The organism is Colwellia demingiae (assembly GCF_007954275.1).
GTDB lineage: Bacteria > Pseudomonadota > Gammaproteobacteria > Enterobacterales > Alteromonadaceae > Colwellia > Colwellia demingiae.
Window position 1 is genome coordinate 87,220 of the sequence record NZ_VOLT01000002.1, and the last position, 15,154, is coordinate 102,373.

The following is a 15,154-nucleotide window of genomic DNA, read 5'->3' on the forward strand; positions in this document are numbered from 1 at the left end:
GGGGGACTTGTTTTTATCATTAGTTAGCTACCGTATCTTCTACGATGTTACTTTTAAAACCTTTACTTTTAAAAATGTTAATCTTTAATCGTTTGGATTCGCTACGTAAGATCACGCTATGACTGTTAATTGCGGTGATGCGATACTCACCAACATAGTCAAACATTTTATAAATTTTGCCATTAATAACCGCTGTATGTATACCATCACCGTGAATAATTGAACTCAATACAAAGCCAGCATCCGGCTTTAACTGGTTATTGCTGCCAGAACCACTAGCACCAAATGGACGGGTAGGGTCAACATCGGCAGCGAAGCTTGCCGACGAGGCTAATACTATTACCACCGCAACTAAGCTGGTAGCTAACAATGAATTAAAGTGAGTTTTAAACACCGATAAACTCCTTATTCAATCCTAAGCTATAAATAGTTATGTCGACTTCACTACGTGGATATTCTTTGACTTCGAACCTAAAGTTTTGCCAAAAAAACTTCCATGATAACTGCTCAAGTTGTTGTAAGTAATTACGTAATTGAAAATATTTACCCGACAATTTAATCTTAATACCATGTTTGTATAAGTTTAAACCAAGTTGTTCCGCCGCTGGAGCATGCTCTTCTGCATCAGCGTTCGTTTGATCGTCGTTTAGATTTAATAAAGGCTCTGCGCCTATTAATTCAAAAGAAAGTAACGATACACCTGGCTCTAATTCAAGCAATTTAAGTAAAGCTTCACGCATTTGGCTAGGGCTAATTAAATCTGTCGTTAAAAGTACTAACTGTTTATCAATGTTGGCTAGTTTAGTTTCAAGCTGAGCAATCTGTTTAACCGTATTTACGTTGGGATCTTGCTGTAATGCTGTTTGATATTCTTTTATAGAGAAGTTAAGAGTCTGATTAGCTGAGGTTATCGTTCGGCTTTGTTTATCAAATGTGATTATTTCGGCACTTTTATCATCAATAAACAAAGATGAAATAATAAAAAATATTGCCACTACCCCTGTGAGCAGCAGTAAAAATTGCTCTCGGCTTGTCAGTTGAAGGAATTTATCGCTATAGCTTTTCCATTGCTGTTTCATTAGCCTTGATCCCCTGCTGGTAAGGAACTAACAACAAACTCGGTTATATCCTGCTCATTTTTAGCAAGTTTAAACTGGATAAATGCCTTGCCTGATAACAATCGAGATTGCTTAAAACCAGCTAACCATGCAGGTACTGCCTGAGGTGTTCGGGCTAGTCCAGTAAAACTCATGTTATTAGCATCAATGCTAATAGTTTGTAACCTAATATCTTTATGGTGCATAGCAGACAAGTCATTCATTGCCATGACAAAGCCGCCTGCAAAGGTCTCATTTGAGTCAGTAAGCTTATTTAATAATGCATCTTTATGCTGCATCACCAACTTTATTGTATCGAGATCTCTTTTCAATGCTGGAGATATCTGCCTATTTTTCAATTGTGATTCTAACTGCTTAGCAAGTTTTTGTTTTTGCTGTTGCTCTTTTAACAAACCATCATATGTTGCTGCTGACTGGCTGTAATTTAGTTCAGTCACAACGACCCAAATCAACATAAGTGATAACAACCCAAGCCAGACACCTACGACTCTTGGCAGTGTTAACAATGGTTTTTCAGGGAAAAGCTCAGCTTGTAATAAATTAATATTATTCTTAGTTGTCATGAATTTACCCCAGTTACCACTTCTTCTTTATCGTAAGGGATATTATCTAAACTAGCGCCAATAGCCGCAGCGAATTCTCTATGTTGATGATACGGGCGAGGTAATTCTAGTAAGCTCACGGGTACAATTGAATTCTCTGCTAACTTTTCAATAAATAAATTTTCTAATTCAATTGGTAGCAGCACCTTAATTGCTTTTATCGGTGCTTGTTTTAACTGACGTTCAAAGTAATCGGTAGACCGTTGAATTTCTAGGCCGATATCATCAATAACGGAAAAAGATAATTCTTCTGCTGATTTATTGCCAATTTGTGCAAACCCACGTAAACGACGGTGGAAGAATATTTTTTTCTGTTTAATAATTAATAGAACAATTTCTTCATTGGGCTGCTGGCAAACCAATAAATTTGCATCATTTTGCGGTGCTAATAAATTAGCGAAAGCAAATTCTTGGGTAGTGATTGCACTTACCTTCACTGTACCTTGTTCTGTAGCTTCCACTAATTTTTTTAGTTCATCTAATGATGCACAAACGACATTGATTTTTTCTTTGCCGCCTGCAAGTAGTGGCGCATCATAATAATCTAACACCATATTATTAGGTGAAATACTAACCAAGTCTTTAATTTGCCATTTCAATGCACTGTTCATTTCACTGTCAGGTAAGCTCGGTTTGTCTATTTGCACTATTTGAGATTGCGCTTCATTAAGTACTAAGCAAGCATCTCCTTCAAGCTCACAATTGCTATGCAGTTTTTGAATGGCACTGGAAAAATTAGCAGAGTTAGCTTTTTCGCGCTCAAAGATAACTTTAGCTGCCGTACTTTCATCAATCGCATTATCGGATTTTTGTTGGGGAATTGAGCACAAGGAGACACCCTGATGCTGAAAAGCAATACCAAGACGCTGATTTGAATTATTTTTTGAAAAAAGTTGGCTAATTTTCGTTAAAAATGACATTTATCGGCAATATCGCTCAAAGCTAAAATTATTAGCAATACTACCCTTTGTTACATATGAAGGGCAAGCATTACTAATGACGATTAACTAAGTTTATTAGTCATTTATCCTACGCAGGATATTATGGATTATTGGTGAATGTTAGTTTAATAAGTATTTTCTACTAAAATAATGACGAGAAGAAAAGCCAAGTTAAGGTGCTATATCGTTTACAATAGTCTTCAACCTTGTTATCAATTAATTTATTACTAAAAAATCATGCATAAGCCATTGTCTATATTGCAAAAATTAGAACACCCTCTCTTTGATAGATATAACCTTGATGTTCGAGTAAAGCGTGATGATTTACTCCATAACATCATATCAGGCAATAAATGGCGCAAACTAAAATACAACCTAGAGCAGCTTAAAACTAGCGATTACCAAGGTGCACTAACTTTTGGTGGTAGTTACTCAAATCATATTCATGCTTTTGCTTACGCATGTAAGCAGCAAAACATCCCCTGCATTGGCGTTATTAGAGGGGAAGCAAACTATGCGAATAACTTTACATTGAGTTGGGCCAGGCATTGGGGCATGCAATGTCACTTTGTCGATAGAAAAACATATCGTCGCCGTTTTGAGACAAGCTTTATCGATGAACTAAAAACTATTTACCCTAATTACTTTGTTATTCCTGAAGGTGGTAGTAATTCCCTTGCTATTCCAGGCGTAGCAGAGATTTTGACCGAATTAAATAGCCAAGCAGACTTCGATACTTTAATCACTCCAGTAGGCAGTGGTGGCACACTAGCAGGTCTAATCTCAGGAGATACTGTCGCCAACCAGAAACAGCATAAAATTTTGGGGATTGCGGTATTAAAACAAGCGGAATATTTAGTTAATGACATTAAGCACTTACTTACCCATGAAGCTAATAAACATGATAACTGGCAGTTATTAACCGACTTTCATCGTGGTGGTTATGGCAAGTTCAGCGAGGATGATGTCAAACGAATCATAGCATTCAACCAGCAAACCGGCGTATGCTTTGAACCGGTATATTCAGGTAAAATGGTATTAGCTTTGCTTGATTTAATAACGCAAGGCTATTTTCAGCCGCAAGAACGCATTGTTTTATTGCACACCGGTGGATTACAAGGACTGGGCGGCATGATAGAACAAGATAGGTTAGATGCCAAAGACTGGCCGCCATTACTCAAGGTTAGCAATGCATAAACCTTTACTAACTTTAGTAACGACCTATATATTGCTATAAAACTCCAGATAAAACTCCAGATAAAACTAAAGATTAAAACCTTAGTAAATAGCGACCTTGGTTATCTGGTCGGCCAAGAAAAGACAAGGCTGATCTGAGTTGCGAAGGAAACTTAGCACCGGGTTTCAAATACCCTTTCCCTGATACTTTTTGAGTTGCTAAGGCTAAAACGCCATCAAAACTCAAACCTAAGTTATTCTTAGGAGATACCTTGGCTAACAAATTACCTGCATCGCAACTTATCTCAGCGGCAAACTTACCCAGTTTAATATTTTGTTCTAAAGCAACCACACCAGCACGCGACCATGAAACATCGCCTTCTGCTTTTGAACATGACAATTGATTACCCGTGACTATAATTACCTCTGATAAAAACAACTCAACATTTCCTTGAGCACTAAGAGGAATAGGTAATGGTAATTGCTTTGCAATATCATTAGCTGATATAAAGAGTTCTACCTCAGTTAAAGCAAACTGCTCAGAAGAAACATTCAGATTAAGTTTTCCTTCAGGACCTGACAACATGGCATCACCAAATGTAACTTGAATGCTTGGAGAAAGGCTAAACAGTGACCAAAAACTCACCGTTGTTTTTACTTTTTCAATAGTATTGTTATTTATCGTTACTCTTACAACTTCACCTTGCCAAATGGATCCTGAAACACCTTGCAGTACTATATTCTTAGGCAATTGAATATTATTAATTACCAACGCTAGCGGAGTATTTGCGACTAAAAATGCGATATAGCTACTTAAAAAAATTGCCGTAAAGGCAAACCACTTCTTCATGAAAACTCTCAGTTTTTGCTTTAGCTGTTATTGGCCAAGCTAAGTTGTTGCCATTACGTTATATAAACGCTTTATACTGCTTTATTGATTTCGACAATAGAATGACTGTTCTTTTCAATCAATGCCTTGCCTAAAAACGTTTCTAATTCCAGCTGAATCATGCATCTTCATGTGGAACGGGTATAGATATAATAGCTATTATGTTTTTGTTAAGTGCAAGCGTCGTACTTTAACTTCACCAGCACTATCACCTCGAGTTAAATCAATGGCTTTCACTTGCAAACCTTCATTATTAGCTAAATGCTCCAGCCAAAAAAGCAATTGGGTAAAAGGTGTACTATCTATCCATACCTGTAAGTCATCCCCTTGAGGCTGCATACGTGTAATGGTTAATTTATAAGTTTTTGCACTTCGATTTGCAACACTTGAAATACTACCACTAAGCTTTGATTTACCACCTGAACGCTTAGCTTGCTGATACAAGGCGGTATTTTCTTGTACCCAAGTTAACAACTCCTGCTGCTTTGCTAACTTTTTGTTAGCCTCAGTTAAACTATTATTTATCGGCTGCCATATCGCGCTATAAAAAATAAATATACTAAAAACCAGAGCCATCACTGCAACAAGACGCTGCTCTCTACTGTTTAATTGTTGCCACCATGCTTTCATTATGATGCTTCCTTATTACTGGTATTACTTCGTTGCTTGGCCGACCCTTTTTTGTTATTTGACCTTTTATTCGTTCTTTTATTGCTTCCTTTATTAGTAATGCTAAAAGAGCCCGTGACTTGATCTCCTTGATTGCTTTGCGAACCTTGCTTAACAAGCAAATCGGCTGTCGCTAACGCAATACTAAACTGTTCAAAAGCCTGATAATCTTTCGCTGTTGCTTGAATACGTAATTCTTGTCGCTTACCATCAAACTTTAATGACTCTGGTTTTAATGCGGGCACTTTAGCAAAGGCTGGTTGTAACTTAGCAAGCATAGCTAAAAACCCTTGTCTATCACCAACTCCACCAAGTAAGGCTAGCTCTCTGTTCAATTGGGATTTTATTGTTGAAATCCGTACTCGTTTTGTTTTTGGAAAGGCTTTTTTATAACTGGTGACAATATTGTGTTTAACCTTTTCTTGCTCTGCATTTAGCTGCCATAGTTGCGCACTTTTATGACCTAAATTAAGCAAGAGAGCAAACATCGCAACGCCTGCAACCCATAACCATTGTCGCCCAGTATGACTACGATTTTCTTTAATCTTATATTGGCCTTGCAGTAAATTAAAGTGACTTAATTTACTGCCATAATTCGTCGCCATAAGCGCTAAAGGTAATTCTTCAGGCATTGTGCTGACATTACATTGTTCACTATGAGCTAATGGAGAATAAGCCTCTATAAGGATACTATGAGGCTGCTCAGTATCCTCTGTACTCTCGGATTGCTTAGCAGAAATCTGACATTGTAATTGCCATGCATTGGCGTCTACAGCAAAGCCCTGCCAAAGTTTTTGACGAACAATCACTTGCTCTTGATTAGTATCACCAAGCGCAATTGCACTCCATCCTCCGGCAGTAATTGGCATAGCCAATACATCAGGCAAAATAGTGTCAGTTTCAATGTCCGCATCCGCCAACCATGATAACCATAGTTGCATCTGATTATGAGCAACAATAGCGGTAAAACAATTATTTCCCTGTTCATCACTCGCTAAATCAGCATAAGCAAAAAATAGCTGTTCAACTTCTTCTGCTAAGTTATCTTCTAACATATACGGGGTTGCTAAGCGCATTGCTCTGGAAGATTTTGCTGGAACTTTTAACGATTTTAAAAGTACATCACAGCCAGGCACCAATATTTTCACCTGTCGCTTATCAGCTTTACTGTTAAGTTCACTGAGCTGTTGAGCTCCTTTTAGCTCACCACTGGCGATAATTTCCTGCGTATTGCTGCTAGTTTCAGTCACCACTAACCAATGAACGGTATCGTGTGCTTGACTTCCTAGACGGATAAATAATGTTTCTGTCACTAGTTACGCCCTATAGTACGACTAATTACTTGAATTTGTTGTGTATCACTAACTTTCATTATTGAGCTCATAGAAAAATAGCTATTATTAAAACGAGCACTGGCTTTTAATTTAAAAAACTCACTATCAATAACAAACTGTGCTTTTTGCCACTTTTCCATCTTAACCTTTGTTAATTCAGGCAGCTTATAGAAATCTGCCAAATCGTCATAACCTGAACTGTCACGAGCACTGAGTATTTCTTGCGCATCTTCTAAGCTTGAATCAAGCAAAGCCTGCAATAATTCAGGCTTCTCTGCATCAAGTGTATTGATATTTATTAAGTGCTGAGCATTTTGGGGTAGTACACATACATAGGGCGTCAACGCTAAAATAACGGCAGGGGTAAAGTGCTCAATTAATCTTAATTCATTAACACTACCTAAATAACTATTCGCTGCAAGATATGGAAACTCACGTGATGCATAGTCATTATCTTCTGCACCACCTGAACCCGTTATCACATCATTACTGTCTAACCAATCGGTTAATGCATTCACCATAGCTTCAGCTTCAAAATTGCCAATACCTTCAATATTTAAGTTGACGATAAGCCCTTCTAATACAGTTGCTGCTGGCAGCTGTTTATTACTACCTGAACGGCTGCCTGAATTATTTGATGAAGCTGTTGTGCTTTTCGTCTTACTTTTAGCTGTTGATGAGCCTGCAGCATTGCCTGTTCCATTATCAACAGACTCAGATTTTGTCTTTGCTTTGGGGTGTAAGGCATTTAAATTTAAGCAACTTTGCAGATCACTTATTTCACCACTTATTTCACCAAAATCGACAGGGTAATTACTCCCTTCTTCAGCCCAAATTTGTTCCAAATGAGTGACATCCTGCTCATCTTTAAACGCTTTAATTAAGACTCTCTTAGTAAACGCCTCTGCGCCCAGTGCATACCAATAGGCTTGCTGGTTAAAACTAATATTGGTGCTTCGTTGCATCTGTGTTTGCAAACGGGTCGTCATTTGCGCCGCAATAATGGATGCCAGAGCAACAATAAGCATCACGGTAATTAAAGCAACACCTCGCTGGCCTTTTCTATTGCGGCTACATGATATGAGTTTAATAACCATCAGCTAAGTCTTGCTCTTATCATCAGCAGCAAGGTCACCTGCCACTAAAAACTGACGACGAATTAAACCATAATCCAGCGTTTCAATTTCAATGGCAATCGCTTGAGGCAGGGTTTTTCCTGACCATGCTTTTTGCCACTTGCTGCCGTCATAAAATTCAAACGACAAACTAGTTACTTGCGTAATTAAGGGTCTTATTCTTGGTTCCTGTCCAACCACTGCATCAACAAAATTATAATGTAAACGCTCTAGGGTTTCATCAACCAGTCGATAGGCAACGCTTTGCATATCACCGCGTGGTAACAATAGCCCTGGATTAGTCCAACCATTTCGTACAAAAGCAATAGCCTGCTCATCGGCTAAAAAACTATCATCTGAGGTTTGTAAAAAACGACTACTTGGTGCTTCGCCATTAATACGCATTGTACGTTTTGCTATTTGAGTAAAATCACGTTCCATCAATAAAAATGCACGTTGCAATTCATTTTGTCTTTCACTACGAGCTTTTGAATTTTCATCACCACGTAAAACAGTATCAAAAATAGTAAAACTGGCCAAACTTACCACTGAAAAGATAGCAATTGCGATCAGTACTTCTAGCAAGGTAAAACCTTGCTGAGCAGATTTATCAAAGGTTTTAGTCTGGTAAGTACCTTGCTTCATCAGGGTTTATCCTGCGCGAGGTAAGTCTTTAAGCTAGCACTGACTAACTCATCGTCTTCATTTAATCGAACCTGCATATTCACGGCACGTAGCTCTTTATTCGCTGTTTTAATAACCTTTTGCTGCCAATACCAGGTTCTGCCCGCCATCTCAACTTTGCCTTTACGGTTATTTTTTGGCGGCCAAGTTTTATCTAAACTCACTTCAACAAGTTGGTTCGATGCTACCCAAGTAGCAAACATTTGTTCTTCTAGATGACTAATATGACGATAATTATTATCGGCAACACCGAGAAGAGCTACACCAGCAATAGCAAAAACAGCCATTGCCAACATAACTTCAATAAGGGTAAATCCATGCTGCTTAGTTGAGTTAATTATCATCAAGCACGGGCCCCTCAATAGTTAATGGCACACTATATAACCCCGTCACACGATAAGCTAAATCTTCAGCATCTTCGATATAGGCCAGCTCTTGTGTTAAACGGAAAGTAACACTAAAAGGACTGAGATCTCCGCCAGAGAGAATATACACTTGCGGGATTATTTTTTCCTCTCGCTCTTCTTTTGAAAGCAAAGTGAAGTCGTCTTCATCTTTTTCTTTAAAAGTATCAGCATCAAAAAGCATCGGCTCTTCAATAGGTAAGTCATCCAACTCTATGCTGAGCTCTATTTCTTCTGGTACGGTGACATTGGCTTGCCAATCTTGTTCTGGAATTTCTGCCCATTTTGTACCGTCATAACCAACAAACTGATAACTATCTTTTTTAACAATCAACCCTAATTCAATATTATTGAGCATGCCATACTCAGCAGCCACCTCAAAAATAGCAGCAAAACGAGCACTCTCATGCTTTAACTTATCCTCAGGGTTATTGCCGGAAAAGTTAAATTGCACCAAACTGGCCATAAGACCAATCAGCACTACAACCACCATTACCTCAATCAAGGTAAAGCCGCGTTGTTTTATTGTTAATTCCGATAAATATCTCATAGGATGATCAGTGATGGTTGAACTTGAAGCTGTAAGCGTAAATTTAAAGGAAATTGCACGGAGTTGACGTTAGTCAATGAGTACCTTTGACGCCTAAATTTAGATTTACAGCAATAAGATCAGCTATTACTTATTGGAAGTCGCCTAGGTTCCAATTACCTATGTCATCTTCTGTTCCGGCTTCACCATCTGGACCCACTGAAAAGACATCCATTTTACCCTGTTCACCTGGATTCAATAAAACATACTCATTGCCCCAAGGATCTTTTGGTAAACGTTTTATATAACCATCTTCAGGAAAACGACGAGGCTCTGGCTCAATATCAGTTTGATCTACTAATGCTTCCAAACCTTGCTCTGTCGAAGGATAGTCATAATTATCCATTTTATATAAACTTAAAGACGTTTCTAGCGCAGTAACATCTGATATGGCTTTTTGCATATTAGCGCGTTCTTGGCTACCCATTAAATTAGGCACAACCATACTGGCTAAAATACCTAAAATAACAATCACCACCATCACTTCTAATAAAGTGAAACCTTGTACTTTTTTCATGTTCATATTGCTTTCCTAACGTCTGATAAATATATGATGACAGCTATGCTGCCGAGAAAACTTTAGCCACCCACTAAGCTATTAAGTTGTAGAATTGGTTCTAAAATGGCCATGACAATAAAGAGCACTACTCCCGCCATACAAACCATCAATGCAGGTTCAAATGCCTTTAATGTAATACTCACTAACGCGTCGAATTCTCTATCTTGATTGTCTGCCGCACGACCTAACATATGTTCTAATTGACCACTTTTTTCGCCACTAGCAATCATGTGTAACATCATGGGTGGAAACAACTTAGTTTGCTCCAATGACACACGTAAGCTAGCGCCTTCACGTACTTTGTCGGTTGATGCTTTCACTTGTTTTTTAATATATAAGTTATCAAGTACTTCACCTGATATTTTCATACTCTCTAACAAGGGTACGGCACTGGCCGTTAATATGCTCAATGTACGGGCAAAGCGAGCAGTGTTAATTCCTCGTGCTACTTTACCAATACCAGGTATCTGCAATAAATACTGATGAAATGCCATTTCAAATTTGGGTTTTTTCAATAGCTGTGAAAACAACAATACTACTGCTGCAAAGAGTATTACCAGTACTAAGCCATAATCCCGAAGAAAATCACTACTAGCAATTAAAAACTGGGTAGTACCCGGTAAATTCTCACCCATGTGTTCAAACTGCCCAACAATTTTGGGTACTACAGCTGTTAGCAAAATAGCAATTACGCCAACAGCAACAACCGTCATGATTATCGGGTAAACAAGTGCCTGAATAAGTTGCGAGCGCATCTGTTGGCGCTTCTCGGTATAATCAGCCAAGCGATTCAGTACTTTATCAAGATGACCAGATTTTTCGCCAGCGGCAACCATCGCTCTATATAAGCGATTAAAAACTTTGGGATATTCCGCCATGCTTTCAGATAAACCATAGCCTTCAGTCACTTTAGTACGAACGCCCATGATCATACTTTTAATGCGATTTTTTTCACATTGCTCTGCAACCGCCATTAACGACTCTTCTAAGGGTAATCCTGACTCACTTAAGGTGGCCAGTTGTCGTGTGATAAGCGCTAACTCTGCTGCAGAAACTTTACCGCCGCCGCTTTGGCCAAAACTAGCCGACAACCCCTTTTTTTCATTAGTTTTTTTGTTGTCAGCTAATGTTGCAGTAACAGAAGTTGGCATTAAACCTTGATCGCGCAACAAACCACGCACTTGTCTAGCCGTATCACCTTCGATAACGCCTTTTTTATTTTTACCGCGACTATCTACCGCTTGGTATTCAAATGCTGCCATAATTACTTATATCAGTTGCTTATGTTAGTTACTTATATTTAATCTATCGGGTTTACAGTGAATAAGTATTTAATCTTCACGAGTAACCCTTAAGACTTCCTCTAAAGTAGTTTTGCCAAGCATAACTTTATCGAAACCATCTTGACGAATACTGGCACTGGAATGTCGTACGTATTTCTCAATAGCTTGTTCACCTTGACCATTATGAATAAGCTCACGCACTTTTTCATCCACAGGTAATAATTCATGAATACCCACTCGGCCTCGGTAGCCTTTAAAGCTACATTCAGTACAACCAACAGCCTTATAAATCACTAATGTATTATCTTCAGGTAATGCTAATAACTGCCTTTCATCTTCATCTGGTAAATGACTTTCACGACAATGTGGGCAGAGTGTACGTACAAGGCGTTGAGCCAAAACGCCCAATAAACTAGAAGAAAGTAAGAAAGGTTCTACTCCCATATCTTCCATACGCGTTATAGCGCCTGCAGCAGTATTGGTATGTAACGTTGATAAAACTAAATGACCTGTCAAACTTGCCTGTACGGCAATTTGTGCGGTTTCTAAATCACGGATTTCACCTACCATGACTACATCTGGATCCTGACGTAAAATGGCACGTAAACCACGCGCAAAAGTCATGTCCACTTTTGTATTAACTTGGGTTTGTCCTATGCCTTCAATCGCATATTCTATTGGGTCTTCGCAGGTTAAAATGTTGCGTTCTTTCTCATCTATCTGAGTTAATCCGGCATAAAGCGTGGTACTTTTACCTGAGCCTGTTGGACCTGTTACTAAGATAATGCCATGAGGCTTTTCGATAAGCGCTGAAAAATTGACACGGTTAGTGTCGGTCATACCTAAATGTTTTAAATCTAAACGAGCGGCATTTTTATCTAATAAACGCAATACCACACGCTCGCCATGACCTGTTGGCATAGTAGAAACACGCACATCAACAGCACGCCCCCCTATACGCAAAGAAATACGACCATCTTGTGGAATACGTTTTTCAGCTATATCAAGCTTTGCCATTACTTTAATGCGAGAAACAAGTAAAGATGCGAGTTTACGATTGGGCTTAAGCACTTCTCGCAAAACACCATCAACACGAAAACGTATTTGTAAGGTATTTTCAAAAGTTTCAATATGGATATCTGAAGCTCTTTCTTTTATTGCTTCGCTGAGCATGGCATTGATCAGCTTAATGATTGGCGCATCGTCTTCATTTTCAAGTAAATCTTCACTTTCAATGAGTTCGTCGGCAAGCGAGTATAAATCGACTTCATTGCCAATATCTTCCATCATTTGCTGAGCTTCAGAAGAGTCTCTTTGATAAGCTTGCGTTAGCAATAATTCGAAAGCTGGCAGCTCTAAGAAATCAAATTCAAAAGATGCTTTGAGTATGCGACGAACTTCTAAAACAATTTCAAAGTTAACGTCAGCCAAGCAGTGTAAAATATAACCACCGTTTTGTTCATCGGCTGAGATGAGAACACTATGGCGCTTAGCAAAGGCAAAGGGCAACAACCAAGTGCTACTCACTTGTGCTTGCTCTGCCTTATCAATCGCAGTTACTTCAGCTTCATCGGACATTATTGTTTATCTTCTGTTGATGTTGGCGGTTTAGGTAACTCTGTACCTTTGTCCTCAAGCTTCTGCTGATACTCATTAAATGACGGTGGTAAGGTTAGGTTATCTTGCCACTGCGGTAAGATTGGCATATTTTCATTACTCATTAATGACAAACCTTCCTCATGTTTTCGGATTTGATCCGCACGAATATAGTTATACTTAGATTCACTTATTTCTGTCATTAACGCAGAATCTCTAACAATAGTGGCACGTAAAAACACCATTAAGTTACGTTTACGTGTGCTGTTGCTGGTTGATTTAAATAAGTGGCCAATTATTGGAATATCACCTAGGATTGGCACTTTTTGAACGCTTTCTTGCACATCTTCATCAATTAAACCACCCAGTACTACTGTGTCACCACTTTCAGCCATCACGGTGGTTTTGATTTCTCTTTTGTTGATTGAGATATCAACACCCGTGGTACCACTGACTGAAGACACTTCTTGCTCAATAACCAATTGAACAGCATTACCTTCATTAACCTGTGGTGTTACACGAAGCTTAATGCCGACTTCTTGGCGGTCTACGGTTTGAAATGGGTTAGAGTTATTACTGCCCGTTTGAGAGCCCGTAATAATAGGCACTTCTTGACCCACAATAAAATAGGCTTCTTCATTGTCTAAGGTAGTAATACTTGGCGTAGCAAGAATATTTGAATTGGTATCACTGCTGACCGCATTAACAATAGCGCCCCAATCATTTTTAGCGATACCGAACATCATACCGCTGACATTGCCTAATACTTGTGCAAGGATACTATAATCACCGTCAGTCGAAGGGTTTGTTGTCGTTACAGGGTTACCATTTGAGTCAATAGTCGTAACGGTATTCCCTGGCTCTCCTTCTGCTGCTTGAACTCCTGCAGCAACCGAAGAAATGCTCGCAGGGCCATTAGTAAACTGCGTAAAACCACCTGCTTCGTTATACCACTGAACACCTAAACTAACGCCGTCACTTTCAAACACTTCAACGATAATCGCTTCAACTAATACCTGAGCACGACGCACATCTAATTGACGAATTACTGCTTCTAAAGAACGTAACATATCAGGTTGTGCGGTAATTACTAATGCATTGGTTGATTCATGCGCTTCAATACTTACATCACGTTTTTTACTAGAACGTGTTTTTGTTTTCGCTGTCGTTGTTTCTGAAGCAATTGAGTCACTAACACCTTGTAGCACCTTAACTAAATCTTCAGCTTTTGAATACTTAAGGTAATACACGCGGGTATTACCGTTACTTTCTAATTCACTATCTAAACGTTTAACTAAACGTGCTACTCGCTCACGGGCTTTAACTTCGCCGCTAACAATGACACTGTTAGAACGGTCATCAGCAACAATTTTAGGAATTAAGAAAGTAGGTTGACCTGCTTTACCTCCTCTAGGTTTGTTCATCGCCTCGATGATACGTACCATTTCACCCGCTGAAGCATACTTCAGTTTGATAATTTCAACATCTTGATCACCCGCTCTATCAACACGTTCAATAATTTTTACCAGCCGATTAACGGTTGAAGCGGTACCCGTTAACATAATCACGTTAGCAGGGTCGTAGTTAACTACATTACCACCACCCGCTTGGTCTGATAATTGTCGTAACAGTGGAACTAATTCACGTACCGTAACATTCTTCACTTCAACAACACGGGTAACCATCTCATCACCGATGATATTACTTTTATTACCTACAACAGGAATAGCCGCTGTTTTCGCGTCTTTATTACGAATAATTTTGACAATATTATTATCCATTTCAACGGCAGCATAGCCGTAGACTTCAAGGACATTGAGAAAGAATTGATAGTATTGTTTTTCCGATAACAAATCATAACTACGGACATTGATTTTTCCGCGTACATTGGGATCCACTATCATGGTTTTTTTCAAGTTTTTACCAACGATATTTACAAACTCGGTAATTTCAGTGCCCTTAAAATTAGGAGAGTATTGAGCGGCACTTGCTTGACCAACCAAACATAAGCAATTGATGGTTATCGCTGTCGTTAGAATGAGTAAAAACTTTTTCATCATTATGGGTATCTCTGCTTTATTATTTTATTAGATAATCTTTATTAGAAAATCATTAATCATTAATCGATAATTGTATAGCGTAATTGTTACGATTATTAATTCGGTTAACCGATATACCCGCTCCACTTGATTATC

General features: G+C 38.8%; 16 protein-coding genes. 1 reads left to right on the forward strand and 15 read right to left on the reverse strand.

From position 1 onward, the window contains the following. Positions 1-19: 19 nt before the first annotated feature. Genes ESZ36_RS03215 through ESZ36_RS03230 form a run of 4 tightly spaced genes read right to left on the reverse strand, consistent with a single transcriptional unit; the run spans position 20 to position 2,640 of the window. A complete protein-coding gene (locus ESZ36_RS03215) occupies positions 20-394 on the reverse strand; it encodes a hypothetical protein (RefSeq protein WP_146783497.1) in 375 nt (124 codons plus the stop codon). Then, on the reverse strand, positions 387-1,079 hold the full coding sequence (locus tag ESZ36_RS03220) for a hypothetical protein (RefSeq protein ID WP_146783500.1): 693 nt from the start codon (positions 1,077-1,079) through the stop codon (positions 387-389). The genes ESZ36_RS03215 and ESZ36_RS03220 overlap by 8 nt, the downstream gene beginning before the upstream one ends. Further along, entirely contained in the window at positions 1,079-1,681 is a 603-nt protein-coding gene (locus tag ESZ36_RS03225; protein ID WP_146783503.1) for a PilN domain-containing protein, read from the reverse strand. The genes ESZ36_RS03220 and ESZ36_RS03225 overlap by 1 nt, the downstream gene beginning before the upstream one ends. Continuing rightward, positions 1,678-2,640: a hypothetical protein gene (locus ESZ36_RS03230; RefSeq protein WP_146783506.1), complete on the reverse strand. Its 963-nt coding sequence runs from the start codon at positions 2,638-2,640 to the stop codon at positions 1,678-1,680. Before ESZ36_RS03230 ends, ESZ36_RS03225 begins: the two co-directional genes overlap by 4 nt. 270 nt (positions 2,641-2,910) lie before the next feature. On the opposite strand from ESZ36_RS03230, the gene ESZ36_RS03235 reads away from it, so the two are divergent. Beyond that, positions 2,911-3,858 carry a 1-aminocyclopropane-1-carboxylate deaminase/D-cysteine desulfhydrase gene (locus ESZ36_RS03235; RefSeq protein WP_246128971.1) on the forward strand — a complete coding sequence of 316 codons (948 nt, stop codon included), beginning with the start codon at positions 2,911-2,913 and terminating at the stop codon, positions 3,856-3,858. Between the two features lie 73 nt (positions 3,859-3,931). Here the strand turns inward: ESZ36_RS03235 and ESZ36_RS03240 are convergent, their stop codons facing one another. The 11 genes from ESZ36_RS03240 to gspD form a co-directional block, all read right to left on the reverse strand. Then, positions 3,932-4,687 carry a type II secretion system protein N gene (locus ESZ36_RS03240; RefSeq protein ID WP_146783513.1) on the reverse strand — a complete coding sequence of 252 codons (756 nt, stop codon included), beginning with the start codon at positions 4,685-4,687 and terminating at the stop codon, positions 3,932-3,934. A 198-nt stretch (positions 4,688-4,885) separates the two neighbouring features. Further along, positions 4,886-5,356: a type II secretion system protein GspM gene (gene gspM, locus ESZ36_RS03245; RefSeq protein WP_146783516.1), complete on the reverse strand. Its 471-nt coding sequence runs from the start codon at positions 5,354-5,356 to the stop codon at positions 4,886-4,888. After that, on the reverse strand, positions 5,356-6,708 hold the full coding sequence (gspL, locus tag ESZ36_RS03250; protein WP_146783519.1) for a type II secretion system protein GspL: 1,353 nt from the start codon (positions 6,706-6,708) through the stop codon (positions 5,356-5,358). Before gspL ends, gspM begins: the two co-directional genes overlap by 1 nt. Beyond that, positions 6,708-7,826: a type II secretion system minor pseudopilin GspK gene (gene gspK / locus ESZ36_RS03255; protein ID WP_146783522.1), complete on the reverse strand. Its 1,119-nt coding sequence runs from the start codon at positions 7,824-7,826 to the stop codon at positions 6,708-6,710. Before gspK ends, gspL begins: the two co-directional genes overlap by 1 nt. Before the next feature lie 3 nt (positions 7,827-7,829). Next, positions 7,830-8,489, reverse strand: coding sequence for a type II secretion system minor pseudopilin GspJ (gene gspJ / locus ESZ36_RS03260; RefSeq protein WP_146783525.1), 660 nt, complete (start codon positions 8,487-8,489; stop codon positions 7,830-7,832). Then, positions 8,489-8,872, reverse strand: a complete 384-nt coding sequence (gene gspI, locus ESZ36_RS03265; RefSeq protein ID WP_146784709.1) for a type II secretion system minor pseudopilin GspI — start codon at positions 8,870-8,872, stop codon at positions 8,489-8,491. The genes gspJ and gspI overlap by 1 nt, the downstream gene beginning before the upstream one ends. Continuing rightward, entirely contained in the window at positions 8,862-9,482 is a 621-nt protein-coding gene (gspH, locus tag ESZ36_RS03270; protein WP_146783528.1) for a type II secretion system minor pseudopilin GspH, read from the reverse strand. Before gspH ends, gspI begins: the two co-directional genes overlap by 11 nt. Before the next feature lie 130 nt (positions 9,483-9,612). After that, positions 9,613-10,044: a type II secretion system major pseudopilin GspG gene (gene gspG / locus ESZ36_RS03275; protein WP_011045316.1), complete on the reverse strand. Its 432-nt coding sequence runs from the start codon at positions 10,042-10,044 to the stop codon at positions 9,613-9,615. Between the two features lie 56 nt (positions 10,045-10,100). Next, positions 10,101-11,342: a type II secretion system inner membrane protein GspF gene (gspF, locus tag ESZ36_RS03280; RefSeq protein ID WP_146783531.1), complete on the reverse strand. Its 1,242-nt coding sequence runs from the start codon at positions 11,340-11,342 to the stop codon at positions 10,101-10,103. Between the two features lie 69 nt (positions 11,343-11,411). Further along, a complete protein-coding gene (gene gspE, locus ESZ36_RS03285) occupies positions 11,412-12,941 on the reverse strand; it encodes a type II secretion system ATPase GspE (protein WP_146783534.1) in 1,530 nt (509 codons plus the stop codon). Next, positions 12,941-15,019: a type II secretion system secretin GspD gene (gspD, locus tag ESZ36_RS03290; protein ID WP_146783537.1), complete on the reverse strand. Its 2,079-nt coding sequence runs from the start codon at positions 15,017-15,019 to the stop codon at positions 12,941-12,943. The genes gspE and gspD overlap by 1 nt, the downstream gene beginning before the upstream one ends. Between the last annotated feature and the right edge of the window lie 135 nt (positions 15,020-15,154).

Excerpts from the sequence above, each read along its gene's own strand:
- gspM (WP_146783516.1), bottom strand. The coding sequence starts at position 5,356 with ATGAAAGCATGGTGGCAACAATTAAACAGTAGAGAGCAGCGTCTTGTT.
- gspE (WP_146783534.1), bottom strand. The coding sequence starts at position 12,941 with ATGTCCGATGAAGCTGAAGTAACTGCGATTGATAAGGCAGAGCAAGCA.
- gspH (WP_146783528.1), bottom strand. The coding sequence starts at position 9,482 with ATGAGATATTTATCGGAATTAACAATAAAACAACGCGGCTTTACCTTG.
- ESZ36_RS03240 (WP_146783513.1), bottom strand. The coding sequence starts at position 4,687 with ATGAAGAAGTGGTTTGCCTTTACGGCAATTTTTTTAAGTAGCTATATC.
- gspF (WP_146783531.1), bottom strand. The coding sequence starts at position 11,342 with ATGGCAGCATTTGAATACCAAGCGGTAGATAGTCGCGGTAAAAATAAA.
- gspI (WP_146784709.1), bottom strand. The coding sequence starts at position 8,872 with ATGATAATTAACTCAACTAAGCAGCATGGATTTACCCTTATTGAAGTT.
- gspD (WP_146783537.1), bottom strand. The coding sequence starts at position 15,019 with ATGATGAAAAAGTTTTTACTCATTCTAACGACAGCGATAACCATCAAT.
- ESZ36_RS03230 (WP_146783506.1), bottom strand. The coding sequence starts at position 2,640 with ATGTCATTTTTAACGAAAATTAGCCAACTTTTTTCAAAAAATAATTCA.
- ESZ36_RS03220 (WP_146783500.1), bottom strand. The coding sequence starts at position 1,079 with ATGAAACAGCAATGGAAAAGCTATAGCGATAAATTCCTTCAACTGACA.
- ESZ36_RS03225 (WP_146783503.1), bottom strand. The coding sequence starts at position 1,681 with ATGACAACTAAGAATAATATTAATTTATTACAAGCTGAGCTTTTCCCT.
- gspK (WP_146783522.1), bottom strand. The coding sequence starts at position 7,826 with ATGGTTATTAAACTCATATCATGTAGCCGCAATAGAAAAGGCCAGCGA.
- gspJ (WP_146783525.1), bottom strand. The coding sequence starts at position 8,489 with ATGAAGCAAGGTACTTACCAGACTAAAACCTTTGATAAATCTGCTCAG.
- gspG (WP_011045316.1), bottom strand. The coding sequence starts at position 10,044 with ATGAACATGAAAAAAGTACAAGGTTTCACTTTATTAGAAGTGATGGTG.